The 24384-nt window shown below is 57.0% G+C and carries 19 protein-coding genes; 6 read left to right on the top strand and 13 right to left on the bottom strand.

The window, feature by feature from the left end:
- Positions 1-73: 73 nt before the first annotated feature.
- From HDF14_RS19765 to HDF14_RS19745, 5 genes are all read right to left on the bottom strand, one after another.
- Positions 74-1075, bottom strand: coding sequence for an aldo/keto reductase (locus HDF14_RS19765; RefSeq protein ID WP_183980091.1), 1002 nt, complete (start codon positions 1073-1075; stop codon positions 74-76).
- 56 nt (positions 1076-1131) lie between these two features.
- Positions 1132-2691 (bottom strand): VWA domain-containing protein, encoded by a 1560-nt coding sequence (locus HDF14_RS19760; RefSeq protein WP_183980089.1) that lies wholly within the window; start codon positions 2689-2691, stop codon positions 1132-1134.
- A 64-nt stretch (positions 2692-2755) separates the two neighbouring features.
- Entirely contained in the window at positions 2756-4309 is a 1554-nt protein-coding gene (locus tag HDF14_RS27265; RefSeq protein ID WP_183980087.1) for a GMC oxidoreductase, read from the bottom strand.
- A complete protein-coding gene (locus HDF14_RS19750; protein WP_183980085.1) occupies positions 4306-5382 on the bottom strand; it encodes a CgeB family protein in 1077 nt (358 codons plus the stop codon). The genes HDF14_RS27265 and HDF14_RS19750 overlap by 4 nt, the downstream gene beginning before the upstream one ends.
- Before the next feature lie 39 nt (positions 5383-5421).
- Positions 5422-6657: a magnesium transporter MgtE N-terminal domain-containing protein gene (locus tag HDF14_RS19745; protein ID WP_313899643.1), complete on the bottom strand. Its 1236-nt coding sequence runs from the start codon at positions 6655-6657 to the stop codon at positions 5422-5424.
- Between the two features lie 189 nt (positions 6658-6846).
- On the opposite strand from HDF14_RS19745, the gene HDF14_RS19740 reads away from it, so the two are divergent.
- Together HDF14_RS19740 and HDF14_RS19735 are read left to right on the top strand one after the other, a co-directional pair.
- Positions 6847-7374: an ATP-binding protein gene (locus tag HDF14_RS19740; RefSeq protein ID WP_313899642.1), complete on the top strand. Its 528-nt coding sequence runs from the start codon at positions 6847-6849 to the stop codon at positions 7372-7374.
- Positions 7375-7388: 14 nt separating this feature from the next.
- A complete protein-coding gene (locus tag HDF14_RS19735; RefSeq protein WP_158945525.1) occupies positions 7389-7736 on the top strand; it encodes an STAS domain-containing protein in 348 nt (115 codons plus the stop codon).
- A 72-nt stretch (positions 7737-7808) separates the two neighbouring features.
- Here the strand turns inward: HDF14_RS19735 and HDF14_RS19730 are convergent, their stop codons facing one another.
- The 3 genes from HDF14_RS19730 to HDF14_RS19720 form a co-directional block, all read right to left on the bottom strand.
- The gene (locus tag HDF14_RS19730; RefSeq protein WP_183980081.1) at positions 7809-8393 is read right to left on the bottom strand and encodes a LemA family protein; all 585 of its coding nucleotides are present in this window, start codon (positions 8391-8393) and stop codon (positions 7809-7811) included.
- Between the two features lie 125 nt (positions 8394-8518).
- Positions 8519-9316: a TPM domain-containing protein gene (locus HDF14_RS19725; protein ID WP_183980079.1), complete on the bottom strand. Its 798-nt coding sequence runs from the start codon at positions 9314-9316 to the stop codon at positions 8519-8521.
- 84 nt (positions 9317-9400) lie between these two features.
- Positions 9401-10081, bottom strand: coding sequence for a DUF4142 domain-containing protein (locus tag HDF14_RS19720; RefSeq protein WP_183980077.1), 681 nt, complete (start codon positions 10079-10081; stop codon positions 9401-9403).
- 136 nt (positions 10082-10217) lie between these two features.
- Between HDF14_RS19720 and HDF14_RS19715 the strand changes: the two genes are divergently transcribed.
- Positions 10218-12302, top strand: coding sequence for a S9 family peptidase (locus HDF14_RS19715; RefSeq protein ID WP_183980075.1), 2085 nt, complete (start codon positions 10218-10220; stop codon positions 12300-12302).
- Here HDF14_RS19715 and HDF14_RS19710 read toward each other — a convergent pair.
- The 5 genes from HDF14_RS19710 to HDF14_RS19690 form a co-directional block, all read right to left on the bottom strand.
- The gene (locus tag HDF14_RS19710) at positions 12299-12949 is read right to left on the bottom strand and encodes a class I SAM-dependent methyltransferase (protein ID WP_313899641.1); all 651 of its coding nucleotides are present in this window, start codon (positions 12947-12949) and stop codon (positions 12299-12301) included. The two genes, HDF14_RS19715 and HDF14_RS19710, sit on opposite strands and share 4 nt — an antisense overlap.
- 53 nt (positions 12950-13002) lie before the next feature.
- Positions 13003-14913 carry an ABC transporter ATP-binding protein gene (locus HDF14_RS19705; protein ID WP_183980073.1) on the bottom strand — a complete coding sequence of 637 codons (1911 nt, stop codon included), beginning with the start codon at positions 14911-14913 and terminating at the stop codon, positions 13003-13005.
- Positions 14914-14943: 30 nt separating this feature from the next.
- A complete protein-coding gene (locus tag HDF14_RS19700; RefSeq protein ID WP_183980071.1) occupies positions 14944-15321 on the bottom strand; it encodes a hypothetical protein in 378 nt (125 codons plus the stop codon).
- 136 nt (positions 15322-15457) lie between these two features.
- Positions 15458-15796, bottom strand: a complete 339-nt coding sequence (locus HDF14_RS19695) for a hypothetical protein (protein ID WP_183980069.1) — start codon at positions 15794-15796, stop codon at positions 15458-15460.
- A gap of 71 nt (positions 15797-15867) precedes the next feature.
- The gene (locus tag HDF14_RS19690; protein ID WP_183980067.1) at positions 15868-16758 is read right to left on the bottom strand and encodes an SCO family protein; all 891 of its coding nucleotides are present in this window, start codon (positions 16756-16758) and stop codon (positions 15868-15870) included.
- A gap of 74 nt (positions 16759-16832) precedes the next feature.
- On the opposite strand from HDF14_RS19690, the gene HDF14_RS19685 reads away from it, so the two are divergent.
- From HDF14_RS19685 to HDF14_RS19675, 3 genes are read left to right on the top strand one after another with little or no spacing between them, the layout of a single operon-like run.
- On the top strand, positions 16833-17978 hold the full coding sequence (locus tag HDF14_RS19685) for an MFS transporter (protein WP_260698418.1): 1146 nt from the start codon (positions 16833-16835) through the stop codon (positions 17976-17978).
- A 45-nt stretch (positions 17979-18023) separates the two neighbouring features.
- Positions 18024-20762, top strand: a complete 2739-nt coding sequence (locus HDF14_RS19680) for a PD-(D/E)XK nuclease family protein (RefSeq protein WP_183980065.1) — start codon at positions 18024-18026, stop codon at positions 20760-20762.
- Positions 20719-24378 (top strand): UvrD-helicase domain-containing protein, encoded by a 3660-nt coding sequence (locus HDF14_RS19675; protein WP_183980062.1) that lies wholly within the window; start codon positions 20719-20721, stop codon positions 24376-24378. Before HDF14_RS19680 ends, HDF14_RS19675 begins: the two co-directional genes overlap by 44 nt.
- The last annotated feature ends 6 nt before the right edge of the window (positions 24379-24384 follow it).

Below are 24384 nucleotides of genomic sequence, written 5' to 3'. Positions count from 1 at the left end.
GGTCCGCCTCTAACAGGCTAACTCATCTTCCTGCCCCGGCGCAGGGAGAGCAGATGATCCTTGAGATAGGTAGCTAGGTTGCTTCTGGCTGGCTTGGGAAGAGCTGATCTCGTTCGGCTTGTACGAGGCGGTAGAGTGCGGCTGCGGGAGCTTCGAGGGTTCGGTCGTCAGCCAGTTTTGCGTTGGCGCTAATGTGGTGCGAGTTTTTCGAAGAGAAGAGAATGATGCTTGCCGGATCCATCAGAAGCGCAGCCTTCAGCATGAGGCGGGCGAGATCGTTCGCGTTGCTGAGGTCGATGTTCGTCGACGCGGACCAGCGTTTGCAGAGTTCCCTGTTTTCTGTAAGAGCGCGGTGGAGCGAGCGGAAGTTTTCGGTTAGAGTGCGGTGATGAATTCGAAAGGGCGGTGCCGGGGCGGCACGTGCGGCCTCTACGTTTGCGTCTAGAACGGACCATTCGTACTGGAGGGTACGGCAGTACGAGGGACGCTCGGCCAGGAGGCTGGGGATTTTGTCCGCGCCGCTGCCTATGCCGAAGGTGCCGATCGTTCCTCTTTGCTTCTCGCGTTCGAGGAGGGTTAGAAGGGCGTCGTCGTGAAGATCGGCGGCCGAGGCCTCGTGCAGTAACCAGACATCGATATGGTCGGTGCGTAGTGCGGCGAGGCTGTGTTCAAGAGAGGCTTTCGCTTCCTGCGGTGTGAAGGTGGCTCTTTCGCTGGGGCGCGTGGCGGCGTTTGCCGCTTGAGCGAGACGGTGCTTCAGGCTTGGGAGGGTCTTGATGATCGGCCCTGCTACGCGGCGGGCGGCTGAGATCAGAGAGGGCTTTTTCCCGGGAGGGATTCCGTATTTTGTGGTGACGGTGATCTGGGCGTGGCGCTGGAGGAATTCGCCAAGACAGCTCTCGGCCTCGCCGTAGCCGTACATGGGAGCGACGTCGAAGTGGCGGATGCCCGCGTCGTAGGCTGCTTCAAGGATGGCAAGCGACGCGCGACGGCCCATGGCGCCCATCAGGCTGGAGCAGCCGAAGCCGAGGCGGGTGGTGGTGCGGCCGGTATCGGCTAATTCGATGAGTTGCATTCCAGATGATTCTGGCTCAAGTGGAGAGAGATGGGAAGTGACTGTTGTGATGGCGGTCAGGGCCTGGGCTGGCCGGTTTGATCGTGGGGTGGTTCTACTCGCTTAGCGACGTTTAGGGGGATCTGAACGGTGCCGAGACGGCCGCCGAGTGTATCCCAGACGGCGATGAAGAGGTAGTTCTGTCCCTTGGGAATACTGAATTGCTGGTCGAAGTAGATCTTGCCGTTCGGAGCTTTGCTGAGTTTGTCGCAGTCGAAGCTGAGAGTGAACTTCTGGCTGATGTGTCCGACAGGACGGCCATACTGATTGAAGGCGACGACGCCGGCTCCGATCTGGACGCGCTGCCCGCCGGGGATGTTCTGCTGAACGAAGTCTGCTGCGGGCACGGTGTAGCGGATGTTGTAGATTGCCTCGTTTTTCTTCTCGGGGACTGTGGAGGTGTTTTCTGGGAGGGATACTGATGATGCGGGCTGCACCTCGGCCTGGAAAATGATGGGTTGGTCGTAGTTCCCGGGGAGTTGAAACTTCTCGCCGTTGGAGGTGAGGAGCATTCGCACTTTCTTTACGTCACTCGGGTCGGAGGCGTTGGCTCCGTCGTCGAAGTAGCCGGTTCGGTAGGAGAGGGTGTAGGGTCCGCCATCGAGGGTGACCTTAACCTTGTGCCACTTATTGTCCTGCTTGAAGTCGCGCGGCGAGTAGGAGAGCGTGTAGAAGTCGGCGTCGGTGGCGATGGTCTTCAAGGAGAACTGGGCGAGGCCGTTGCTGGCGTAGAGAGCGCGCCCGCCGGTAGCTTTGGCTTCCTCGTCCATCAGGACGGTCTCGAGGGAGAGGCCTGCTTCGACACCGCGTACGTCGATCGGATAGAGCGCGATGCGGCTGGCTTCGAGCTCATCGTAGATGATGCGAAGGGCGCCATAGTCGACGGTGGGTATTTTTGTCGGGTCGGCGAGAGCGGAGCCCGCACTGAACCAGAGCACATTTTTTCGACCCGGAAGCTGGCCGAGATAGACGGCGATCTCGTGCATAGCCTCGCAGGAACGATTGGCTAGCTCTGCTGGAGTCCGGATCTCGGGCATCCGTACGACGGGTACGGCTTTGCGAACGGCGGCGTGCAGAAGTGCGTGGTCCGTGGTGAAGTTCTGCAGGAGGAGACTGAACTCTCCACCGTGGACGAAGATCGCGAGCGAGTTTTGCGGCGGCAGAGCGTCGATGAAGTCGGTGAGCTGCTTGTAGACGTACATCTGCGTGACGACGTCGATGCTATCGGTATTGAGGACGATGACGTTGAAGGCGGGCGGAGGGTGGAGCAGGTAGTCGTTGCTGAAGGTGTGCGGGGCGGCTGGTGCGGCGATCGGCATGACGGCGGCCTGTGCGCCGGTGTGCTCTTCGAAGGAGCCTATGTCCTGCGGTTTTTTGTCGTCGAAGATGTGAAAGGCGGAGCGGCTTAGATTGTGGACCGGGTTGCCGTTCTTGTCGGTGACGGTGACGTCGGTGAGGACAACGCGGGCTCGGGCGTGCAGAGTGAAGCCGGACTGGCCAGGAGATTGGGCCAGGGTGGAGAGTGCGGTTGCCAAGAGTAAAACAGCCAGCGCAGCGTGAGCTAAGCGAATGGACATGGCCTGTCTCTACTGAAGAACGCCTTCCAGCAGTTTGACGGTGAAGAATGAGCGGAAGTTGCAATCAGGTACTGCGCGTATTGGAGAGGTGGTCGCTGAGGCGCAGGGCGAGGGCCAGGACGGTGTGGGTTGGGTTCGAGAATCCAGAGCTGGGAAAGACGGCAGAGCTGCAGATGTAGGTGTTGGTGAGGCCGTAGAGGCGGAGGTCGGTGTCGACAATGCCAGTGGCGTCGGAGGTGGACATGCGCATGCCGCCCATGTGGTGGTTGCTGTCGTCGCAGCGGGCGAGGAAGTTGGGACTGCCGGACATCAGGTCTTCGTTGGGGATGATGCGAGCTAGACCGGCGAGGACGCGCTGGGCGATGAGGACATACTGTCTGATGGTGTCCAGTTCCCTCTCCGAGATCTGCCAGTCGAAGCGGATGCGGAAGAGACCGAGCGAGTCGCGCTGATCGGTAAGGGTGATGCTGCTGCTCGAGGTGGGCTCCTGCTCGCAGTGGACGCGAAGAAAGATGCGAACTTCGGGTGGGCTGTAGGCGCGGCGCTGGACTTTGTAACGCCAGGCCTGGTGGACAAGCATGGGCAGATGCTTTGCTGTGTGCTGGAGATTGTCGCGGGTCACTTCGCTGAAGCGGGCGCGAATGAGGTTGCGAACGGTTGTTTTTGCCTGGCCGCGGACCTTCCCTGTGTCCTCGAAGGACATGGTCGAGCCGATGTTGAGGGTGCCGTGTGCGGCCTGCGACTGCGGGACGAGGCGCAGCTTGGGGAGGTATTTGAAGCCGTGGGTGATGATGGGGTCGAAGGTGTCGTGGAATCGCTCCGGGTCGAGCGGTTCGACGGCGGCGGCGTTGCAGTCGATGTGATCCTGAAAGTGTTGGCCGAGGAGGCCGGAGCGGTTCCAGGGCAGGCCGCCGGGGCGAGGCTGCAGGAAGAAGCGCGAGCTCTCGATACCGCCCAACGCAAAGATGTAGTGCGGGGCTCGAAAGACGGCTTCCATGCCGGTGAGGGTGCGCGCGCGAAGGCCAGTAGCGGCTGGGCCCTCGGTCATCAGCTCGACGGCGCTCGCGTGAAGCCAGAGATGGATGTTGGGATGTTCGGCGAGTGTTTTGTGATGAAGCCGCGCGAAGTTCGGTTCGGGGCACCAGCGCGAGAGGTAGGCTTCGAGATTGTCGTACTGGGTGAAAGGCAGGCCGAGATCCTGCCAGACGGCGGCGTCGCTGCGTTCAACCTTGGCGAGGCCCTCGAGCGAGAGAGCCCGCTCGTAGAAAGGTGTCAGGGTGGATTTTGGAAACGGCCAGCCACTTTCGGGGACGCCGGGGCGCGGGGTGAAGTCGAGAGTGTCGAGTTCGAGGATCTGGCCTCCCCAGCGGACCGTTGTGCCTCCTTTTACGCGGATGCGTCCAGTGTGGATGCCGCGATGGGGAAGGCCGACGATCTCGCTGTCGTAGAGGGACTGCGACGAGTCTTCCCTGGTCGCGCCGCCGCCTTCGAGCAGCAGGACTTTTTTTCCTTTTTGTGCAGACTCTACCGCAAGCGTGATACCTGCGGCCCCCGCACCGATGATGCAGATGTCCGCAGTGGAAACGGCAGGCGCGTCATGAAGTAGATCGTGAATCACCGACTGCCTGCGTGCTCTGTTTTGGCAGAAGGCTTCAACTTTTGAAGGATCAATTGCGCGCGCTCTACAATCAACTCGACCTGTCGGTCGTTGTAGTAACCATCGCGTGCTGCGCGAACGCAACCAGCAGCGGCGATGCGTTGACGTGCCGACTCGTCGGGCAAATAACGACGGATCTTCGCGACTAACTCTTCGAAGCCGGTGAAGAAGACAGCCTCTTCGTCTTCTTTGAAGCGCTGCATGTGGCCGTCGGAACGCTCAGCGAGCAGGAAGCCTCCGCACCCGGCGATTTCAAAGCTTTTGTGCACGAACTCGTCGCAGTTGGAGTGAGTGATGAAGCTCAGATTGATCTTCGACTTCCAGATGCCTTCGCGGTATTCGTCGCGAAAGAGTTCCCCGCCGTTGAAGAGGGCTTTGTACGCGGCCGGTTGCATAGCGCGAGCCCACTGGCGTGGATTGCCGGAGATCACGACCGGAAATTTGCACTCCTGCGACAGGCGGGTGAGGGTCTGGGCGCGGTCGTCGTAGGGCGTTCCGATGAAGGAGACCTCGCGATTGCGATTGGCGTCGGACCAGCCGTCAGGGGGGGGGAATTGCAATGTTGGTTCGTAGGCGGTCTGAATTTTGATGACGTCGCGGGCACCGCGCGATTTGTAATCGAGAATGTTCTTGTCGCGCTGGACGACGTGAAGGTCATAGTGGGGAATGCCCTTCATGTAGAGGCGCCAGCCTGGGTCCTGGCGGGTTCCAAACGGATTGTCGATCATGTAACTGACAGTGGCGATATTCATCGCACGCATGCGATCGAGCGTACTGGGCCGAATGTAGAGAAGCTTGTCCGTCCAGAGGATGTCAGGTTTTTCTGCTGCTGCGATTTTGATGAGATCGCCATTGAGTCGCGCCACGGAGGGTCCCATGACCAGGCGCTGGTTTACCTTGCGAATGATTGGGTTTCTGGACTCGTAGTCGAAGACGTTGAATGGAATGACCTGGTGGCCGAGGCGCTCCAAGGCCCAAAGGCGATAGAGGGAGGTATCGTTTGGTGAGAGGCCGGTGGCGTACAGAATCTTCATGCCGTGCTGCGTTTCCCTTTCGTTTTCCTGATGTCTGTTCTAGCGGCTCGCCCTCAAAAGAGCAATTATCTGTTCGGCGTGGATGACCCCGGCGAGTTGTTTCTCGTGATCGATCACCGGCAGTGACCGCAGATTGTATTTGTCGAAGAGCTCGGCGACCTTTCGTCCGTTTGCGTCGACGTTGCAGGTGACAAGGTGGCCTCGGGGCAGATCGGCCAATGGAGTACCAGCCGCAGCCAGAAGTAACTGAACGATGGGAACTACCGCAATGACCTTTTCCTCTTCGTCGAGCAGAAAAACGTCGGTGATGTTTTCTATATCGCCTTCATACTCTCGCAACGAATCGATTGCCCGATCGACGAGAGCTGTGGAGGGTAAGGCAAGATACTCAGTTGTCATGCGGCCTGCAGCGGAGTCGCCGGAGAACTCAAGCAGGTCTTCGACGTCCTGGCGCTCCTCGGGGTTCATCTCTTCGAGAATCGCCTCGGAGCGCTCATCGGTCATTTCAGAGAGCAGGTCAGCGGCGGCGCCTGGATCCATCTCTTCGACGATGCCGGCGATCTGCCCGGAGTCGAGGGATTCGATGAGGGACTGCTGCATCTTCGGCTTGACCTCTTCGAGGGCCTCGGCAGCAACCTCCTCGTCGAGCGAGATAAAAAGGGCGTGGCGCTCTGCGGGAGCCAGTTCCTCGAGAATGTCAGCGATGTCGGAGGGGTGCATCTTCGAGAGGCGATCCTGCTCGATCTTCAGCTTGACGCGGCGGGCTGGATCGCGTTCGATGAGGTCAACGAAGTCCCAGGGGATGACACTGGCGCCGAAGCGGGAGGCGATGCGGTCGATCGAAGTCGCGGGGAGGCCCTTCAGAAGGCGGCGGACAGCCCCGCGCATCCCGACCTCCACCTCGGCGATGCGCAGAGTGAGATCGGGAGTGTCTTCCTGACAGTTCTCCCATACGAGATCGACGTCGTTGACGCGGACAACCTTGTGCCCGTGTACGTCGATAATCTGCTGGTCCAGCAGGTCGCGCTCCAGCAGAAGGTAGTCGTCATCCTCTTGAAGTGGAGTGGGTTGCTCGTCTTCACGGAGCTGCATGTCGCCACCAGGGCTTAGCTGGAGCTGGGAGATCAGGACCAGGGACGGTCGTTTGCCGCGCGGGGCCGAAGCCAGTCTGAGGACGATGCCGTGAATGTGAGCGGCGTCGACGGAGGGGGCCACGGCGAACTCACGCACATGGCCAAGGGTGCCCCCCTGCGCGTCTGCAACGGCTGAGCCCAAGAGGGCCGAGACACTCGTCCTTTGATTAGCATGCTTTGTCATAACGAGTTACGGGTTAGATTCCAAAAACTTAGCCTTTAGTCGCATGTTAGCCCACCTTGCTGCCGATAGGTTGGCGGAACGAGCCGGTCTGGTCAACTTTTTGGGCCATTAAGGGACCGAAATCCACGGAAGAAAAGAGACACCACCTTGACATTCGAGAAATCCACAAGCAAACTGCCATCATCGCTGTTGTCTGACGTTGACGACTGGCATACCAGCACTGCAAGGACTGCTTTGGCCGATTCAACGACAAGCCGTGTCAGCTTCACCCTGGATTCGTCTCTCGACAGTGTTAACAAGATTGAGCAGACCGCTGAGCAATGCGCGCAGCGTGCTGGCTTTGACGAAGACACCGTTCCACACATCGCCATGGCCGTGCGCGAGGCCGCGGTCAACGCGGTGCTGCACGGCAACTCGTACGACACTAACAAGCATGTGATAGCGTCGTTTGAGACGACGTCAGACTCGCTGATCATCCGTATTTCAGACCAGGGCCCCGGGCTCGATCCAGAAAAGATTCCGGACCCCCTCGCCCCGGAAAATATCCTCCGCGGCTCCGGGCGAGGTATCTTTCTTATCAAGGCTTTCATGGATGAGGTAAACTTTCGCCAGTTACATCCGGGCACAGAACTGACTCTTATCAAGCATCGAACACCCGCGCAGTCGGGGACCTAAGGAGAACACTAGACATGAGCATGAAAGTAAAAACTCGCCAGGTGGATGGAATCACCATTCTGGATCTCAGCGGCCGCATTACCCTAGGCGAAGGCAGCGTGACGATCCGCGACGCCGTGCGCGATGTTCTGGCCAAAGGTTCCAATAAGATTTTGCTCAACCTGGGCGACATCAGCTACATCGACAGCTCGGGCATCGGCGAGCTGGTCAGCGCCTTCACCACCGTCAAGAACAGCGGCGGCGAGCTCAAGCTGTTGAACCTCACCAAGAAAGTACACGACCTGCTGCAGATCACCAAGCTCTACACCGTCTTCGATGTTAAAGACGATGAAGCGACGGCGATCTCTTCGTTCACCAAATAGTCACGATTCTTCCATAAAAAAGCCGTCGCTAAGTGCGACGGCTTTTTTGTTGGGCCAAGTCAGTTCGCTTCGCTACTTCGAGAAGTCGACCTTCGGCGCCACATTGTTTTCGGGGTTTCCCTTGAAGTACTCGTCGCGGTAATGAAAGCCCGCGATATTGGCCCAGATGCTTTGAGGGAACTGCCGAACGTAAACATTGTAATCCTCAAGCGTCTTGTTGTATCGCTGACGTGCGACGGAGATTCGGTTTTCAGTGCCGGAGAGCTCATCTGTCAACCGGTTGAATTGCTCGTTGCCTTTGAGGTTTGGATACTGCTCCTGCAGACGGAAGAATGGTCCGAGAGCTACGTCCAGTTTGGCGTTGGCGTTGATATTGCTGGCGTGATCGCCGCCTGCGGCAAGAACTCCGGCGCGGGCATTGGCAATGTTGGTCAAAATAGTTGATTCTTCGGAGACGTACCCTTTCACCGAAGCGACTAAATTGGGGATGAGGTCGAGACGACGCTGTTGCTGAACATCGACCTGTGAAAACGCCTGATTGACTGCCTCATTCTTCTGCACCAGCGTGTTCTTCGCGCCGATGTAGCTGCCTCCAATAAAGAGCAGAACGACGATGAGGAGAGCTACAACACCAAGCACAACCCATAAAGATTTCATGTTTCCTCAATTTCCCTTCGTCTGAATTTCGATACTACCGAGAGATGGCGTCTCCGGCTGTACTTTATCACTGGAACCGGCTTTCTTTGCGTTTCTTTGCAGTAATTTGGCCTAGATTTGGGTCATTAAAAGTCCCCGCTGGCTCCGCCGCCTCCTGAACTGCCGCCGCCAAAGCCGCCAAAACCTCCGCCTCCACGGTCGTCATCGCGTCCTCGGCCGCCACCAAAACCACCCCCTCCGCCGCCTCCCATCAGATTTCCCAGCAGGAAGAAGATCAGGCCGGTGTTGCCGGTCTTGACGAGAAAGAAGAGTATCAGCAGAACAGCGCCGCCACCGATAAGGAGCTCGGTGAACGTTAGCTGTACGGGCTGCTGCTGTTGATGTTGTTGGTATTGGCGGACCGGTGGGGCGAGGTTAAGGGTGACTCCTGCGTCCGCCGCGATAATTCGGGCAATCTGCGTGACACCGAGCGGAATAGCCGTGTTGTAATCCCCCTGCTCGGCGGCTGGAACCATCGAACGGCCGATGTCGCCAACCTTCGCGTCATTGAGGATGCCCTCGAGGCCGTAGCCAACCTCGATGCGACCGCGCCTGGGAGTCATGACGAGCACCATCAAGACGCCGCGATCAGTCCCCTTTGGGCCAACCTTCCATTTGTCTTCAAGCGCGGTGGCAAACTCTTCGATCGACTGGTCGTTGTCGAGAGTTTTGATGGTAACGACCGCGATTTGAGCGTGGGCTTGTCGATCTACCTGTGTGCAGAGATTTTCGAGGCTGTATTTGGTCGAGGGGGATAGAACGCCGGCGAAATCGTTGATGTAGCCGGTAGGCGCCGGCAGCGTGTTTACCGACTCCGCTGTCACTACGAGCGACGGCGCGAACGTCAGAAGGACAATAGCAAGCCATCGCGAAAGATAGTTCATCGATGGTCATTCTACGCCCTAACGATTTACAAGACAGCAAAACGTAAGAGCTTACCCTTGGCGCTTAGATCAGCAAAACGAGGCTTATAAGGTCGGGGCGGGGGGCGGCACACTACCGGGTTGCGGTACGGGGATGCCTTTCTCGCGGGCGAGTTTATCGACCATCATCGTGTGCTCATGTATGACCTTGGTTGCGTTCGCGACTGCGGTCTGCAGGGTTGGGTCTATGGTGCTTGCGGCCTCCTGGCGAAACTCGCGAAGGTCCTTGTGATGGTCTTTCACCATGAAAGACAGGTATTCCATATCAAAGTTATTCCCGGAAAGTGAGTTGAGTTTGTCGTACTCCGCCTGGTCTTCCTTGTTCAAATCCTTCGGTAGCCTGACGCCCATGGAGTCGGCGATGGGAGCCATCTCATTGTTCAGTTTTGTGTGGTCGTCTACCATCTTTTGGCCGAAGGCTCTTACATCGTCGCCGCTTCCCTTCTGAGCGGCGAGTTGGCCAAGCTTGACCTCGGCCATACCTCCCTGCGCAGCCTTGCGGAGGAAGATCTTATCTTTCATTGTTTGGCCGACGTCTCCGGCGTTTGTCGCGGAGTCCTGGATCGCGGTAGCGGAGGCGGGCGTCTGCTGTGGTTGGTTGGGCTGCGTCTGCGAGGCCCCCTGCGCCATGAGGTCAGGCTGAGCCAAAAGAATTGTGGGAGCGAAGAATACTGCGGCGAGAACCAGGGTTCGAGGAATCAAGTTGTAAGCAGTATCAGGTTTCATGGGAGCGCTCCCGTTGTTGACGGTTCTGATGTAACTTTCCGCCAAGGGCATACCTCTAGTTGGGTGTTCATAGGGAGTTTATGGTTGCCTTTCGATCCATGGACGACGCTGTATCCTGTCAATGGAGCTCCGATTAATGACGCAAAGCACTATCCAGCCACCGCACGCTCGCCAGGAACCGACGCCCACCACGCTGCATGGACACACGCTCGAAGATAACTACCGCTGGATGAGGGATAAGTCCTCCCCCGAGGTGCTGACTCATCTCGAGGCGGAGAATGCCTATACGCTCTCCGTAATGGCGGGGACCGAGCAGCTTCAGGCCAAGCTCTATGCCGAGATGCTCTCGCATATCAAGGAGACTGATGAGTCAGTTCCCTATCGGCAGCGAGGATGGTTCTACTATGTGCGCACGGTGGAAGGAAGCCAATATCCGATCCACTGCCGGAGACGGGCGACGGGGGCTAAGTTCGACCCATCGCAGCCCGAAGAGATTGTATTGGATGTAAATCAGCTCGCGGTTGGTCAGCCCTTTATGGCATTGGGCGCAATGTCGGTGAGCATGGACGATACGAAGCTGGCTTACTCAACCGACAACACGGGATTTCGTCAGTACACGTTACATATTCGCGATCTGGAGACCGGTGTGGACTTACCGGACACGGCAGAACGGGTAGGATCGGTTGCCTGGGCTGCAGACTCGCAAACACTCTTCTATACAACTGAGGATGAGGTAACAAAGCGGCATGACCACCTCTTCCGTCATCGTCTGGGCGACTCTGTTGCGAACGACGTGATGATCTACGAGGAGAAGGACGAACGCTTCAATCTTGGAGTCGGCAAGACTCGTGACAACGAGTACGTGCTGATGGAAGCGGGTAGCCATACGACCAGCGAATGCCGGTACCTCTCCGCGAGGACTCCTGAAGGGGAGTTTCAGATGATCGCGCCGCGAGTTGATGAGCAGGAATACTCGGTCGATCATCGCGGCGGCTTGTTCTACATCCGGACGAACGACGTGGGAAAGAACTTTCGCGTGGTTACGACCAAAGTGGAGACGCCGGGTCGTGATTCCTGGGAGGAGCTGATTCCATTGGACGTGGACGCTCCGCTTGAGGACTTCGACGTCTTCGACTCCTTTTGTGTCTGTTCGAGGCGAAGGCTTGGTCTCCCCACTCTCACAATTGTCGAATTCGGAGTGGCGAGGGAGCTAGGACGCTCGAGAGAGATTGAGTTTCCGGAGCCAGTTTATTCTGCCGGGACCAATATGAATCCGGAGTTTGCAACGAAGCGGCTTCGATACAGCTATCAGTCCCTGGTTTCGCCAGCATCGATTTACGAATACGACGTGCAATCGGGCACCTCGGAGCTTTTGAAGCAGCAGGAGGTTCCGGGCGGGTTCGATTCGACGCGTTACGCTTCCGAGCGAGTGTGGGTTGAAGCATCCGATGGCGTGAAGATTCCGGCTTCGGTCGTGTATCGCCGTGATTTATTTAAGCGAGACTCGACGAATCCTGTTTATGTGTACGGCTACGGTTCGTATGGCTATCCCCTGCCGATCGGTTTCAGTTCTTCGCGTTTGTCGCTGCTGGATCGAGGTGTGGTGATCGCATACGCGCATATTCGTGGTGGTGGCGAGATGGGAGATTCCTGGCACGACGCTGGCAAGATGCTGGTCAAGCGCAACACCTTTAGTGACTTTATCGCCGTGGCAGAGCAGCTGGTCACAAAAGGCTATGGAGCTAAGGATCGGGTTGCGATTGAGGGAGGGAGTGCGGGCGGCTTGCTGATGGGTGCGGTGGTCAACGAGCGGCCGGATTTATTTCGGGTGGTTCTCTCGCACGTTCCATTTGTAGACGTGATGAACACAATGCTCGATGCCAGTCTGCCCCTTACCGTGGCTGAGTATGAGGAGTGGGGAAACCCGAATGAAGCAGAGGCGTTCGCTTACATGCGGTCCTATTCGCCGTACGACAATTTAAAGGCGGGACACTATCCGGCGATGCTGGTGAAGACGAGCCTAAACGATTCCCAGGTGATGTATTGGGAGCCGGCAAAGTATGTCGCGAGATTGCGTACGTTGAAGACCAATGACACTCCGCTGCTGCTGCACATCAACATGGATGCAGGACACGGCGGTGCTTCGGGACGATATGACTATCTAAAGGAGATTGCGTTCGACTATGCGTTTTTGCTAACGCAGCTTGGAGTGGCTAACTAGACGCCAGCTTGTCCGCCACCACGAGTTCCGCGCTTGCGCAGAACCCACGTCGTCATGCACCGGTAGTCCTGCACGATTGTTGTCTTCAATGGGTCCACCATCACGGCGTTCAGTTGATCCGTCAATCGCATCAACATCGCCTCGTCGACCAAGAACCACTCCGACCCATCGTTAATCCGGAAGACATTTCCTCGCAACCGCTCGAACTCCATCCCGATACGCGAACCCAGTCGGCAGAATAGTAGCCCGCCCGGTCGGAGAACACGCCAAAGTTCTGCGATGATTGCGAGGAAATGGGCGTCATCCCGCGCGAAATGCAGCACGGAGCTACAGATGACTACATCTGCAAAGTTATATGGGAAGTCGATTTCATCCAGCTGCCCGACGCGAAAGTTATTTGAAGGCAGATCTGGTGCTAGTTGAGCGGCAAGCGCTCGTACCTGCTCAACGCCCTCTGCATTTGCGTCTACCGCGAAGATCTCGCAACCCACACGTAGGAGATGCACCAGATTCCGACCGTATCCGCAGCCTGCGTCGAGCACGCGCATTCCACTGGTAATGTTTCCTCTCAGAATCTGGTCGAAAACATAGATATCAATCTGGCCAAACTGCTCCTGCACGTTCATGGCGACTTTAGTAGCTTCCACTGTCTCTCCGGCCGTTTGATCTTGTGTCGTTTGGGTAGTACTGCGTGGTCGCACTAAGAGTCGGCTGATACAGCCTCTTCAATCTTGTCACCTTCACCTGGCGCGAGGAAGAGGTTGGTTTCGAGACCGTGTTGCCGAGTGTAAAGGTCGTAGTAGCGGCCTTGTAGTTTGTAGAGCGAGTCGTGAGTGCCGCGTTCGAGAATCCTTCCCTGCTCGATCACGAGGATCTGGTCTGCACGCCGGATGGTGGAGAGACGGTGCGCGATCACGAAGGTCGTGCGACCCTCCATCAAGAAGTTGAGCCCGCTCTGGATGAGCGCCTCGGATTCCGAGTCGAGCGAACTGGTGGCTTCATCGAGGATGAGGATGCGTGGATCCGCGAGGATGGCGCGGGCGATAGAGATGCGCTGGCGTTGCCCGCCGGAGAGCTTGACGCCGCGTTCGCCAACGACAGTGTCGTATTTCTCTGGGAAGCGCTCGGCGAACTCGTCGACGCGGGCGATGCGGCTGGCCTCCATCAGCTGCTCCTCTGTGGCCTGTGGGCGGCTGAAGAGAATGTTTTCGCGGATGCTGCCGTCGAAGAGGAAGGTCTCCTGCAAGACGACTCCAAGCTGCTGACGGTAGCTGCTGAGGCAGATCGTACCGAGATCGATGCCATCGATGAGGACCTCGCCGCCGACAGCCGTGTGAAAGCCGCAGATGAGGGAGATGATGGTGGACTTGCCTGAGCCGGAGGAGCCAACCAGTGCAGTGACCGTTCCCGGTTTCGACTCGAAGCTGATGCCGTGGAGGACGGGTTTGTCGACTTCGTATGCAAAGGTCACATTTTGAAACGCGACATCGCCGTGTATCGGCCCGATGACGACCGTACGATTTGGCTCACTGTCCTCTTCGCTCTCGTTCAGAATTTCAGTGGTGCGGTCAAGGCCTGCAAGGGCTTCGGTGAGTTGGGTCCCGATGTTAACAAGTTGCACGATGGGCGCTACCATGAAGGCGAGCAGCATGGTGTACTCCACGTAGCCACCGACATCCAAACGATGAGCAGCGATCTCTTTGGCGCCCAGGTACATGATCAGACCTCCGACCACTCCCAACACCATCGTGGAGGAGAGAGTCATCAGAGACTGAGCAGTGATCGAGCTGATTACGTTCTTAAGCAGACGTTCGACGCCGCGAGCAAAGACGCGGGCTTCACTATCTTCGGCGTGGTAGCCCTTGACGACACGTACGCCGCCCAGCGATTCGGTGAGACGGCCTGTGACCTCTGCGTTGATCTTCGAGCGTTCGCGGAAGATCGGACGGATCGTCTTGAAGGCTTTCTGCAGGATGAGACCGAAGACGAGCAGAATACAGACCGTGAGTAGCGTCATGCGTCCGCTGATGCGGATCAGGATGCAGAAAGCAATGATCGCGGTCACAATGCCGCCGGCAAATTCCAGCAGCCCGGTCCCAACCAGATTGCGGACGCCTTCGACATCGGTCATGATGCGGGCGACGAGCGTGCCCGTTCGGTTTTCGTCGTAGAAAGCTACGGGAAGGCGACCGATGTGTCGTTGAACCCGGGTTCGCAGCTCTGAAATGAGCCTTTGGCCGGCAGTGGAAAGCAACTGTGTGAGTGTGTAGGAAGAAACTCCCTGAAGAAAAGTGGCAGTGGCGACGATGGCGATAATCCACGGAAGCAGATTCAACTGATGCTTGTACATCACGTTGTTGATCAGGTAACGCGAGGAGACCGGCAGGGCAAAGCTGCAGAGGCGGTTGACGAGCATCAATAAAAAGCTGCCGGCAAGAAGCCACCGGCGCGGCTTGACCAGCTTCCACACCTCCGGCATGACCTTGGTCAGCTTTGGCTTCGGACGCGAGGCTGTGAGGTCAGCTGTCGTAGCTCTGCTAGTACCGCGGGAAGTACGGTCTACGGCCTTCATACCGCCGCCAAAGCTGGATGGACCAAAGGAAGAGGACATAGCTAAATTGAGTTTACGCTTGGGAGGCCACTACACAAGTCGAGCGCGGCGAGCAGAGATGAAGGAGCGAACACAGAACAATACATAAATCAGGCTGAGGAGACAGAGCGCTCCCTTCTCTTCGACAGCAATAGGGTGCGGAAACGAAGCACCACGGGAAAGTTTCAGCGTGTCGATCGCCGAGGGGATCATCCCCAAAAATACGAGCAAAGCGACCGTGACGGAAATGTGCATCCAGAGCATGCGTTTTTTTGAGTTTTCGCTGTTAGCCATTACGCCGAACAGAACAAAAAAGAGACCGATGCCGGCGGGAATCAGTGCCGTGGGATGAGCGCTGCCTGTGGTGACGTAACCGGTGATGCCAAGCAGAATAAGCAAGACGCCGAAGCCGATGGTGAGTTTTGCCATGAGGTGAAACTCCTTGATAGTCGCACTATCAGGATACTTGAAGGGGGAGGACGGGCGTCTACAAAGTTGCACCGGTAAGCGGGCAAAAAATACCCAGCCTGAGTGGCTGGGTATTCTGATCATGTAACCTGCCTTCTTATCGCGGACCGTTCATCAGGTGCTGCATTGCGGTGTCGTAGCCGCGCCGGAAGCCATCGCGATAGTCTGCACGCGCGCTGCTTTCTACGTGCGGGTGACGGTACTCGTCGCGATTGTTTACGTCGGGCCGGCGATGATTGTCGAAATCCTTACGTGCTCCTTCAATGCCATCGTGATAACCCTGACGCTGGATATCCTTGAACTCCTGTGGCGGAGTGTCCCAGCCACCGGCCTGTCCATAACCTGGCGCTGGCGACGCATAGGACTGAGCAATTACGAAACCTGGAGTTGCAAGTGAGATGGCAAGTATTGGAACTGCAAGTCGATTGAGTTTCATGTGAACTACCTCCGTGCGTCTTGCACACAGATAGTCAGATGAACCTTTTTGGCTCCATGTTGTCTGGAAGACTAAGCCGCGCTCTTCTTGATTGCAGCCACTATCTCTTCCGGCTTCCATTCATTTGTGGGATACCAATCAACAATCTTTCCGTCTTTGCCTATCAGAACAGTTGAGAGTGAGTGAGTTAGAGATTTGCTGTCGCCCGGAGTGACGCCTACGTTAAAAAATTGTGTCATAGCAGGCAACTCTTTTTCTGCAGGAGCAGCGAAGTCCCAATGAAGAAATCTTTCATTGGTATAGTTACCGGTGTAGGCGCCACCATAGCTGCGAAGAACCTTGGGTGTGTCATAGGTGGGGTCGAAGCTGACGCTGATGAGGTGGGTTTGCTTATAGAGGGCGGGGTCGGCGGCGAGCGCCTTGTCGATGTCGGCAAAGTTGTGGCTCATGCGGGGGCAAAAATCCGCGAGCTGGCAACGAGTGTAGATGAACGTCATCAGAATGATCTTGCCTTTAAATTGGTTCAGATGGATTGTGCGGTCGCTCTGGTTTAGGAGTTTGAAGTCGGGGACAACATCGCCTGCTGTGGGGACGTGGTAGGAGACTGGAGGCTTGTAGTCGGGGCGTGCCTGCGAAATGACGACGATATCATCGAGACGAACATCTCCGTAATTGTCGCCCTCCTTGTTTGCAAGGACCTTAGCGGTGATGCGATCGCCTGGGTGAAGTTCGCTGACGACGCTGGGATCTGCGAGTTTGTAGTCCATCGTCATCGCTTCCATAAAGCCAGGGACATCTTCGCCGTCGAGTGTGACGTGTGCGGCATCTGTAGAGACGACTTTGCCGCGAATGGTGAAGGTCTGCGCGGCGGAAGCTTGTTTGGAGACAGTAGGCGGAGTGTTTTGACGGCAGCCGGCGAGAAGAGCAAAGAAGGCGAGAACAAATACAGGCTTGCGAGACACGGGCAGACTCCTGGGTCAATGATAATGGCTGAAACGCGAGATTACACAGGGGTCGATTGATGGAGCGAAGAAAGATGCAGTCACCCTCTCTGGGGCTGATGCACTTTGGGTTGATGCTGGCTGGCCTTGGGACCGCATTGCTGGGACCCATCCTTCCCCTGCTGGCAAAGCAATGGGAGATGCTGGATTCGCAAAGCGGCCTGCTGATGACAGCAAAGTTCTGTGGTGCGTTTCTCGGCGGAGTGACGGTGTCGAAGAAACTAAGAAGAAGTCTTCTTGTCGGGTTGGTGGCGGGTGCTGTGGGCTTCGGTGGATTTGCTGTTGCTCCTTCGATGAGCCTGGGATCCGTGGGTTTGTTCGTAGGTGGATTTGGTCTGGGACAGATCATTACTTCGGTGAACATACTGGCGGGTCGCAGATTTACCTCTCATCGTGGATCCGCGCTGTCGCTGCTTAACTTTTCGTTCAGCCTGGGAGCCATGTTGTCTGCGCTTCTGGCTGCGTGGCTGTTGCCGCGCTTCACGTTAACGGGAGTGCTCAGGGGGTTCGCGGGACTGTTTGTGATCGGCGTATTGGTGTTATGGGTACAGATGCGAGGAGAGGCTTCAGATAATGAAGACCCTGATGCCGCCGCGTCTGCAGAAGCTGGGCTGCCGGCTGCTCTGAGTAGGCGAGTATATCTTTATTTCGCTGGATTGCTCGTGCTTTATGGCGGATTCGAGACTTGCCTGAGTGGCTGGCTGACCACCTTCGCATTGCGATACGGCGATAAGACACTGGCGGTGAGCGAGTATACGACGCTTCTCCTTTGGATGGCGCTGACCGTCGGCCGTCTGGGTGCTTCGGCAGTTATGCTCCGCGTGGGTGAGAAAACCGCGCAACGTGGGAGTTTGGTGCTAGCCTCTGTTTTCACGGTGGCGTTGGCGACGGCGCATTCTTCCGTGACGATCGCCGCCTTTGCTGTGCTTCTCGGGTTCAGTCTGGCGCCGTTTTTTCCTGCTACCTTTGCGCTGCTGATCGCAGAAAGGCCGACAGCTCGACAGGCTGGAATTGTAGTGGCAGTCTCCGGGCTGGGGGCGGCTGCGCTACCGTGGATGATGGGGGTGGTCTCTACGAGAACCGGATCGTTGCAGTTGGCGTTGGCTCTGCCCTTTGCGGCAGCTCTGGGGTTGCTGGCGATGAGTCTTTTTGCGCAGCGAACCCGACCAATCGCAGACTGATTCTATGGTCTGCTTTTCCTGCGATGGTGGGCGTATAACCGAAGGATGGATGGTCGTCGGTTGCTGCCAGGCGGAATTGTTGAGGCGTTAGATCAGGGCGCGGTCGTTGTAACGAGCAACCAGCGAGCTGCACGGAGTCTGGGGCGGGGATGGGATCGGCGCAATCGTGAGTTGGGGCTCTCGAGCTGGGCGCCGGCGGCGGTCATTTCCTGGGACGCATGGATTGCAAGTCTGTGGCATCGACTCCTGGTTGAGGGTCATGTCTCTGAGATGATTTTGAACCGGTCGCAGGAACACGTCGTGTGGAGGACAATTCTCGAGGCTGACGATGAACTGGCAAGTCTGCGAAGTGTCGATTCGCTGGCCGTCATGGCGGCGGAGGCGTGGCGCAAACTCTCCCAATACGACGGTCAATCGAGGCTCCGAGGAGCGATCGGAGGTTCGGACACGCGATCGTTTCAACGATGGGCGCGCACCTTCGAGCGAGTATGCCAGGCCGAACGGTTTGTCGTGCAGGCCCAGTTAGAAGACAAACTACGCGGGGTGTGTGAGAAAAACGTCGCAGGAACTGGATTCTTCCAATTAACTCCAAAGAAAATTGTATTGGTCGGGTTCGATCATTTGATCCCATCCCAAAGACGGCTGATGGATGCCCTGCAGTCGGCGGCAGTACAGGTTGAGGATCTTCGGCTAGCCGTTTCCACTCAGAGGAGCGTGCTCGTGGAAGCCGAGGAAGAGCATCAGGAGTTGTTCCTTGCTGCGCGATGGGTGCGGAGATTTCTCGAAGAGAATGCCGACGCGACCGTCGCGGTGATTGTGCCTGCGCTTGAGAATGAGCGGAGAGAAATCGACCGGGTATTTCGCGAAGTTCTGGCACCAGAGCTGGAAGACATCTGCACCGATAGTCAGACTGGACCGTACGAGTTTTCAATTGGCGTCGCTCTGGCAGAGATCCCTCTGGTTGCCGCCGCCTTCGATCTCCTGCGCTGGTCCATTGAACCACTACCTCTGGATCGAGTGAGTGCGTTGTTGTTGTCGCCCTGCTTCGCGATGACTGGCGAGGAAAGAGGTGCGCGCGCTGAGTTCGATGCCTTTGAACTTCGCAAAGCGCGAATGCTGCGACCGGAGATATCACTGTCTGGGCTAGTCGAGATGATGGAACGATCGAAGCGCCGACAAAAGCTATCTCGATTGCTTGGCACCCTACGAGCAACGCTGCGTCTTGCGAACCGCTTGCAAGGTCTCAATGCAAGGACGCACGCTGAATGGGCAGAACAGATGCGGGATCTTCTCATCGCATCGGAATGGTGCTCCGGGCGCAGAGAGACCAGCACCGCGTTTCAAACGCGGCGCAAGTGGGAGAGTGCGCTTGATGAACTCCCAACGCTCGATTTTGATGGCGTCCCGGTCGAGTTTGCAGCAGCACTTTCCACGCTGGAGAGAATTGCCCGCCAGACTATGTTTGCGCCGGAGTCGCGAGGGGCTCCAGTGCAAGTGATGGGTCCGCTCGAAGCCGCAGGAAGCACATTTGACGCGGTTTGGTTCCTGCGCGCCGGCGAACTTACCTGGCCAATGGCAACAACCACCAATTCCCTGCTGCCCTGGCATCTGCAACGCGAATTAGAGATGCCTGGAACCAGTGTGACCCTGGACAATGAACACGCGCGAAGGATCACGGACCGAATTGCTGCAAGCGCCGGTACAGTCGCATTCAGCTACGCGAAAGAGTCTCCGGAGGGCGGCCAGCGGCCTTCACCGTTGCTGGCCGCGCTCGAGCTGGAAGCGTTTAGCGCAGTGGATTTTGTAGAGTATGAGCCGCCGCGAACAATCGTCGACCTTGAAGAGGTTACGGACTCCGCTGTGGTTCAGGCGCTCCCGGACAAGGTTCTTCGTGGCGGGGCAAGAGTTCTGGAACTCCAGGCAGCGTGCGGTTTTCGTGCTTTCGCGGAATACCGACTGTGGTCGACGGAGGTCGAGTCGATCGAACCTGGTATGGATGCGAGAGTAAGCGGTACTGTAGTCCACCATGCGCTTGAGCACTTCTGGAACGAGGTCAAAACGCAGGATGCTTTGCGATCGATGAACACTCAGGAACGTGACGAAGTATTGGAGTGGTGCATCGCTCAAGCTCTAAAGAAAACGGCAGAGGCAATTGCGACCGATTGGGATGAGGCCTATATAGACGTGCAGCGAAAGAGGCTGCGCAAACTTCTGTCAGGATGGTTGGAACTGGAGTTGGAGCGGGAACTCCCCTTCGAGGTCAAGCTCAGCGAGAAAAAACTTGATGACGTCCGCGTGGGACCGCTACGCCTGAATGTGCGTCTGGATCGCGTAGACGTAGTAGAAGGTGGTGAAGTTCTGATCGACTACAAGACGGGTCCTGCTTCGCCAAATGACTGGTTGACGTCGCGACCCGATACTCCGCAGCTTCCGCTATATGCAATTCTCACGGAGGAACATCGATTACAGGGTGTCGCGTTCGGTTTGGTGCGGGCGGGAGACGGCCGCGGTCTTAAGGGATACGCAACATGTGACGGTGTGCTCACCAAAGCAAGCAAGCTTAGAGAGGCGCCCACACTCGAAGCTCAAATAGAACGGTGGAGAGAGGTGCTGGTAGCACTGGCGGAAGAGTTCTCTTCCGGCGATGCCCGTGTGCAGCCGAAGACGTATCCGGGTAGCTGCTCTCACTGCGAACAAAGACTCCTCTGTCGGCTCGACGTGTCGTTGCTCGAAGAAGACGATGAACAGGACGAAAGCTCATCGGCAGAGGTCAGCCGTGGGTGATTTGTTTGACATCTCAGAAGCTAATTCTCTTCCAGAAACGACGAGCAGCAAACGACCACCAGACTGGCGAGCGCGAGAGCGAGCGCTCGATATCCGACGATCATGGATCGTAGAGGCGCCCGCTGGATCAGGTAAAACTGGTCTCCTCATCCAACGCTACCTAAAGTTGCTCGCCGATGAGAGTGTCGAAGATCCTAGTCAGGTTTTGGCAATTACGTTCACCGTCAAAGCAACAGCCGAGATGAGGGAGCGCGTAATCTCTTACCTGGTGAGTGCTTCCCGGCACGAACCTGTGAAGAGCGATTCCGCCTTTGATCGTGAGACACGTGCGCTTGCAGAAGCGGTGCTCCGCCGCAGTGCTTCCCTCGGCTGGGAGTTGCTACAACAACCACGCAGATTGAATATCCGCACGATCGATTCCGTGTGTGGAGAGGTGGCGCGATTGTTGCCGGTCCTCTCAGGCGGTGGCGGGCGGCAGACTCCGGTAGAAGATCCTACGTTGATGTATCGCGAAGCAGCGAGAGAGACGTTGATGCAACTCGGCGGAAACGATGCGGAGCTGGATGCAGCGCTGCGCACCGTGTTGCTGCATCGCGATGGGAGTCTGCGCGACTGTGAGCGGCTGTTGATGGAGATGCTGCCGGCACGCAACCAGTGGGGAGAGTTGGTTCCGTTGGGAAGACAGCAACTGGACGATGCTTTTCTGGATGAAATGGTGTTGCCCAGGCTTGAACTTGCTCTGGAGCGGGCCATCTGTGCCGGGCTGACGCGCCTGTCGCTGATCTTTCCGCCAGGCATTCTGAAGGAGTTGGCCTCGCTTGCTGGCGAAATGGGGCACGCGGAGGGCTATAAGGGCGATCCCTCTCCGATCGCGCTATGTACAGGCCTGCATACCGCGCCGCAAGAGACTGCCAAACATCTCGAACACTGGCGAGCGTTGATACATCTGCTCGCGACGAAGGAGTCCAAGTGGAGGGCAGCTGCGACGCGCAATCATCTCGGATTCAACATTGAGAGACATCATGCCCAGCAATTGAGGCTTCTAGTGCAGCAGCTGTGGCTCCGCGACGATGTGCTTGAAGCGATAAAACGTGTAAAGGACCTTCCGCCGGCGAAGTATCCCCAAGAGCAGTGGGCCGTTGCGAAGGCGCTCTTTCGTGTTTTGAATAGAGCGTTGGTTGAATTGCAGCTAATCTTCGCACGCCGTGGAGAGTGTGATTTCGCCGAGCTTGGGCTTCTGGCGCGAGTGGCGCTGCGAAGGGACGGCGCCGTCTCTGATTTGAACAAAGCTTGGGGAATGAAGCTTCAGCATCTTCTTGTGGATGAGATGCAGGACACGTCCACCAGCCAGTATGAGTTGATTCAATTGCTCACGCAAAGGTGGGATGGTCACAGTCAGACGGTGTTTCTCGTGGGCGATCCAAAACAATCCATATATCTCTTCAGGCAGGCGCGTGTCGAGCGATTTGTGACAACAATGCAGACGGAGTTTCTAGGAGACTTGCCACTGAGCAGATTACAGTTGACGGCAAACTTCCGCTCGCAAAGGAATCTTGTTGAAGCATTCAATGACGATCTCTCGCTGCTGTTTCCCCGGACCGTGAGTACGGAGAATCCCGACGAAGTGCCGTACGTTGAGGCAAAGGCTGTGCGTGGACCTTCGCAGAGTGGCTCGCTGAATCTCGTGTGGCATCCGCGCGTGCTCGCCTCGGCAGTGTCGACGGAGGCGGCAAAAAAAGCAAAAAGTCGGCAGGCAAAGCGCGAGGCTCAACAGGTGCGAGCCATTGTCGAAGATTGGCGCGCCAGGCCACTTCCTGAGGGTCGGAATGAACCATGGAAGCTGGCGGTGCTGGTGCGAAGTCGCAATCTGCTTATCGATATCGTGACTGAACTGAAGAACGACTCGAAAGGAGCGATACCGTTTCGTGCAGTGGATATCGAGGCCCTGGGCGAGAGGCAAGAGGTTCTTGATCTTTTTGCATTGACCAGAGCGCTGATGCACCCCGCCGATCGCATAGCGTGGCTCGCGGTACTGCATGCTCCGTGGTGCGGTCTTGGACGGGCGGATCTGCACCTGCTGGCGGGCGCGGATGATCCCATCTGGTCTGAGCGATGCATTGGAGACGCAATCGCAGAGCGAAAAGATCTGCTGAGTGAACAGAGTTGCGCGAGACTGATGCGCGTGTGGCCCGTGTTGCAGGCGGCGGAGGAGAATCGTTCGGGGATCAGCACCGCTCAATGGGTGGAGAAGACATGGCGATCATTAGGCGGCGACGCGTCTCTGAAACCTGTGGAACTGAGCAATGCACGAAGGTATTTACAGCTTCTGGATGAAGTGGAAGAGGAGGCCGGAACGATTGAAGTAAATTTACTGAAGCGGCGGCTCGATAAACTCTACGCCCAACCACCAGCCAGCGGTTGGGCAGTCGATCTGATGACGGTCCATAAGTCTAAGGGTCTCGAATGGGACGTCGTAATGGTCCCAGGGTTGCAGAAGAAAGATCCGGCGAATCGCGAAAAACTGCTGAACTGGAGTGAGATTGATTTCGGAGATGTCGAGGCTGCGCATATCATGCTGGCGCCGATTGTGGGTCGCGGCGAAGGCTCAAGGGCGTTGAACGATTGGTTGAAGAGCATGGACAAGGCAAAGGAGGCCGCTGAGAGAAAGAGACTCTTCTATGTCGCGTGCACTCGGGCGCGCGAGGAACTGCACTTATTCGCGTCTCCCAAAACGAAGGCGAATGGCGAGATCAATCGTCCTTATGGGAGTCTGCTGGCTACCGCCTGGCCCGCGGCAGAACGGCACTTTACGGACGTCCCTGCCTCGAAGAACGTCAATCAGTTGCCCATGATGTTTCCGTTGCCGGAAGAAGATGAGGGGTTCGTCGGCGACATTGCGGCCAGCGTTGATGAGGCTGTGCGATCTGCAATTCTCCAGCGCCTCCCGATCGAATTCAAGCCGGAGTCACGATTTTCAATTGGACAGAAACTCTTCTACGGCGAGGACACAGATACACCAGGGGCTGCACATTTTGAGAGGCCCGAGGGCTCCTTCGAAGCGCGTGCTTTTGGCACCGCAGTCCATGCATTCTTAGAGGCGATAGCAAAGAGACTGGTAGAGGAAATAAATCTTGAGGCCTTACTGCGCGAAGTGGAATCATGGACGCCGCGAATTGTAGCCTTGCTCCGAGGAGAAGGACTTCAGCCGGTGGTCATCGAGCGGCTTGCGCGACGGGTAAAGACGGCGCTCACCAACATGTTGCAAGACGAAGAGGGACGATGGGTACTGAGCCAGCACGCTCAGGCGTCGAACGAACTTGCGCTAACCGCGTGGAGAGATACTCGCAGCAGCGTCCGACTGGATCGGGTGTTTCATGGTGGGTCCAAACCGATGGAGCCCGGAACTGACTATCTCTGGATCATCGACTACAAAACAGCAACGCATGGGCGCGAACGAGCCGATGAGTTTCTTGTGGAAGAACGAGCAAAGTACACGGACCAGATGAAGGTTTATGCCCGAATGATGAAAGATCGGGTAACGAGTGGAAAGCTGCGGGTGGGTTTGTATTATCCGATGTTGCCAAAGCTCGTTTGGTGGACTCCTGAATCAGACTGAGGGATC

The sequence above is a fragment of the Tunturiibacter gelidiferens genome (assembly GCF_014201335.1).
GTDB lineage: Bacteria > Acidobacteriota > Terriglobia > Terriglobales > Acidobacteriaceae > Edaphobacter > Edaphobacter lichenicola_E.
This window is presented reverse-complemented; position numbering and strand designations above follow the sequence as displayed.

What these genes read in the sequence shown, in the direction of transcription:
- HDF14_RS19765 (WP_183980091.1), bottom strand. Translation starts at nt 1,075, where the DNA reads ATGCAACTCATCGAATTAGCCGATACCGGCCGCACCACCACCCGCCTC.
- HDF14_RS19760 (WP_183980089.1), bottom strand. Translation starts at nt 2,691, where the DNA reads ATGTCCATTCGCTTAGCTCACGCTGCGCTGGCTGTTTTACTCTTGGCA.
- HDF14_RS19750 (WP_183980085.1), bottom strand. Translation starts at nt 5,382, where the DNA reads ATGAAGATTCTGTACGCCACCGGCCTCTCACCAAACGATACCTCCCTC.
- HDF14_RS19735 (WP_158945525.1), top strand. Translation starts at nt 7,389, where the DNA reads ATGAGCATGAAAGTAAAAACTCGCCAGGTGGATGGAATCACCATTCTG.
- HDF14_RS19730 (WP_183980081.1), bottom strand. Translation starts at nt 8,393, where the DNA reads ATGAAATCTTTATGGGTTGTGCTTGGTGTTGTAGCTCTCCTCATCGTC.
- HDF14_RS19725 (WP_183980079.1), bottom strand. Translation starts at nt 9,316, where the DNA reads ATGAACTATCTTTCGCGATGGCTTGCTATTGTCCTTCTGACGTTCGCG.
- HDF14_RS19720 (WP_183980077.1), bottom strand. Translation starts at nt 10,081, where the DNA reads ATGAAACCTGATACTGCTTACAACTTGATTCCTCGAACCCTGGTTCTC.
- HDF14_RS19715 (WP_183980075.1), top strand. Translation starts at nt 10,218, where the DNA reads ATGACGCAAAGCACTATCCAGCCACCGCACGCTCGCCAGGAACCGACG.
- HDF14_RS19705 (WP_183980073.1), bottom strand. Translation starts at nt 14,913, where the DNA reads ATGTCCTCTTCCTTTGGTCCATCCAGCTTTGGCGGCGGTATGAAGGCC.
- HDF14_RS19700 (WP_183980071.1), bottom strand. Translation starts at nt 15,321, where the DNA reads ATGGCAAAACTCACCATCGGCTTCGGCGTCTTGCTTATTCTGCTTGGC.
- HDF14_RS19695 (WP_183980069.1), bottom strand. Translation starts at nt 15,796, where the DNA reads ATGAAACTCAATCGACTTGCAGTTCCAATACTTGCCATCTCACTTGCA.
- HDF14_RS19685 (WP_260698418.1), top strand. Translation starts at nt 16,833, where the DNA reads ATGCAGTCACCCTCTCTGGGGCTGATGCACTTTGGGTTGATGCTGGCT.
- HDF14_RS19680 (WP_183980065.1), top strand. Translation starts at nt 18,024, where the DNA reads ATGGATGGTCGTCGGTTGCTGCCAGGCGGAATTGTTGAGGCGTTAGAT.
- HDF14_RS19675 (WP_183980062.1), top strand. Translation starts at nt 20,719, where the DNA reads ATGAACAGGACGAAAGCTCATCGGCAGAGGTCAGCCGTGGGTGATTTG.